General features: G+C 75.9%; 3 protein-coding genes. All 3 read left to right on the top strand.

Annotated features, from left to right (window positions below):
* The first annotated feature begins 174 nt into the window (after positions 1-174).
* The gene (locus AB0I76_RS26930) at positions 175-1,332 is read left to right on the top strand and encodes a zinc-dependent alcohol dehydrogenase (RefSeq protein ID WP_357041034.1); all 1,158 of its coding nucleotides are present in this window, start codon (positions 175-177) and stop codon (positions 1,330-1,332) included.
* Positions 1,333-1,371: 39 nt separating this feature from the next.
* Positions 1,372-2,550, top strand: coding sequence for a saccharopine dehydrogenase NADP-binding domain-containing protein (locus AB0I76_RS26925; protein WP_357041031.1), 1,179 nt, complete (start codon positions 1,372-1,374; stop codon positions 2,548-2,550).
* Between the two features lie 47 nt (positions 2,551-2,597).
* On the top strand, positions 2,598-2,808 hold a 211-nt coding region (locus tag AB0I76_RS26920), incomplete at its 3' end, for a MerR family transcriptional regulator (RefSeq protein WP_357041037.1).

The raw sequence follows: 2,808 nt of genomic DNA, 5'->3' as shown, positions 1-2,808 counted from the left end.
GGCGTGGTCGAGGCGGGCTGTCAGGGCACCATGCGGGCGATCGTGCGCCCACACCGCCGGCGACGACCCCGGGCGGCCGATCCGGACGGCGCTGCGGCAGGCCAAGCAGCTCGCCGAGACCGGCGAGGTGCTGCGCGCGGACCGCCCGGCCATGGACCGCGCGGGGCCGCCGGGATGAGGGCGCTGTGCTGGATGGGTGCCGGCGAGCTGGAGGTACGCGAGGTGCCCGACCCGGAGCTGCGCAACGGCCACGACGCCGTCGTGCGGGTACGGCGCAGCGCCACCTGCGGGGGTGACCTGCCGCTGCTCGCCGGCCGCGTGCCCTACCTGGCCGTCGGGGACGTGCTCGGGCACGAGTTCCTCGGCGAGGTGGTCGAGGTGGGTCCGGAGGTGCGCCGGCACCGGGTGGGCGACCGGGTGGTGGTGTGCGCCGGGGTGGCCTGCGGCGCCTGCTGGTACTGCCGGCGCGACCTCTTCGCCTGCTGCGACAACGGCAGCGCGGACCCGGCGGTCGCCGAGGAGTCCTGGGGACACCCGACCGGCGGGGCGTTCGGGCAGCCCCGAGCGATGGGCGGGTTCGCCGGCAGCCACGCCGAGTACGTCCGCGTCCCGTACGCCGACGTCGGGGCCTTCACCGTCCCCGAGGCGGTGGAGGACGACCGGGCGCTGTTCGCCTCCGACGCCGCACCGGCCGCCTGGATGGCCGCCGACCTCGGCGGCGTACGCCCGGGGGACGTGGTGGCGGTGTGGGGGGCCGGCGCGGTCGGTCAGCTCACCGCCCGGGCCGCGGCCCTGCTCGGCGCGGAACGGGTCATCGTCGTCGACCGGCACCCCGACCGGCTGCGGATGGCCCGGCGGCACGCCGGTGCCGAGACGATCGACTACTCGCTCGCCGACGTCCCCGCCGAGCTGCGGGAACGCACCGGCGGCCGGGGTCCGGACGTGTGCGTCGAGGCGGTCGGCGCGGGCTGGGACGGTGACACGCCCCGGTCTCTGGCGGACCGGTTCACCGGCCGTCCGGAGCGACCCGACGCGGTACGCGAGGCGGTGCACGCCTGCCGCAAGGGCGGGTCCGTGTTCGTGCTCGGCGAGTTCACCGGCTTCGTGGACGCCTTCCCGCTCGGCGCGGTCACCGCCAAGGGGCTCACCGTGCGGGGTGCCCGGCAGCACGGGCAGCGCTACATCCCCATGCTGCTGGAGCGGATGGCCTCGGGCGAGCTGCGCACCGAGCACCTGGCCACCCACGAGCTGCCGCTGGAGCAAGGGCCGCAGGGGTACGGGCTGTTCCGCGACCGGGCCGACGGCTGCGTCCGCACGGTCCTGGTGCCGTAGCCCCGTGACCGGCGGCCGGGCGGGTGGCAGACTCGGCGGATGCGTGACGACCGCCCGTACGACCTCGTCCTGTTCGGCGCGACCGGTTTCACCGGGGCGCTCACCGCGGAGTACCTGGCCCGCAACGCGCCACCCGGGCTGCGCTGGGCGCTCGCCGGACGCAACCCGGAGAAGCTCGCGACGGTCCGCGGACGGCTCGCCGCGATCGACCCGGACCTGGCCGGGCTGCCCCTGCTCACCGCCGACGTGACCGACGCGGAGTCGCTGCGGGCGGTGGCGGAGAGCGCCCGCGTCGTCGCCACCACCGTCGGGCCGTACGTGCACCACGGCGAGCCGCTCGTCGCGGCGTGCGCCCGGGTTGGCACCGACTACCTGGACATCACCGGTGAGCCGGAGTTCGTCGACACCGTGTACGTGCGGCACCACGCCGAGGCGGTGCGCACCGGAGCCCGGCTGGTACACACCTGCGGCTTCGACTCGGTCCCGCACGACCTGGGCGTCTGGTACACGCTCAAGCATCTGCCCACCGACGGGCCGGTCACCGTCGACGGGTACGTCCGGGCCGGCGGCAGGTTCTCCGCCGGCACCTACCACTCGGCGCTGACGGCGTTCTCGCGTACCGGTGAGACGAGCCGGGCCGCGAAGGAGCGCCGGGCGGTCGAGCCCCGGCCGGAGGGTCGCCGGGTACGCGCCGTACCGGGGAAGGTCGGCCGCTCGAAGGACATCGGCAGGTGGGCGGTGCCGCTGCCCACCATCGACCCGCAGGTGGTCCGCCGCTCGGCCGCCGCCCGCCCGGAGTACGGCCCGGACTTCCGCTACCGGCACTTCGCGGCGGTGAAGCGGCTGCCGACGATCCTCATCGCCGGTGCGGGGTTCGCCGGCCTGGTCGGGCTGGTGAAGGTGCCTCCGACGCGGCGCTGGCTGCTGGGCCGGCTCGCCTCCGGCCAGGGGCCGACGCCGGAGCAGCGGGCCAAGGCCTGGTTCCGGGTGCGGTTCGTGGGCACCGGCGGCGGCCGTCGGGTGGTGACCGAGGTGTCCGGCGGCGACCCCGGGTACGACGAGACGGCGAAGATGCTCGCCGAGTCGGCGCTGTGCCTCGCGCTCGACGACCTGCCGGCCACCTCAGGTCAGGTGACCCCGGTGACGGCGATGGGCGACGCGCTGCTGGACCGGCTGGTGAAGGCGGGCATGACCTTCCGCGTGGTGCAGGACGGTTGACCCTCGACCAGCTTGAGGGGACAGGATCAGTCGTCGTGGAGAGCGACCTGCGCAGCATCGGCGAGCTGGCCCGGGCCAGCGGCCTGACGGTCAGCGCCCTGCGGTTCTACGACTCGGCGGGCGTGCTGGTGCCGGCCCTGGTCGACCCGGTCACCGGCTACCGCTGGTACACCGACGACCAAGTGCGGCCGGCGCGGCTGGTCGCCGGGCTGCGCCGGGTCGGCATGCCGGTCGCCGGGATCGCCGCCGCGGTCCGCG

The organism is Micromonospora sp. NPDC049799 (assembly GCF_040656655.1).
Taxonomy (GTDB): domain Bacteria; phylum Actinomycetota; class Actinomycetes; order Mycobacteriales; family Micromonosporaceae; genus Micromonospora.
Note: the sequence above shows the minus strand (reverse complement) of the source record. Positions and strands in the feature narration are given on the sequence as shown.

Coding starts and splice junctions, on each gene's coding strand:
- AB0I76_RS26930 (WP_357041034.1), top strand. CDS start 175: ATGAGGGCGCTGTGCTGGATGGGTGCCGGCGAGCTGGAGGTACGCGAG.
- AB0I76_RS26925 (WP_357041031.1), top strand. CDS start 1,372: ATGCGTGACGACCGCCCGTACGACCTCGTCCTGTTCGGCGCGACCGGT.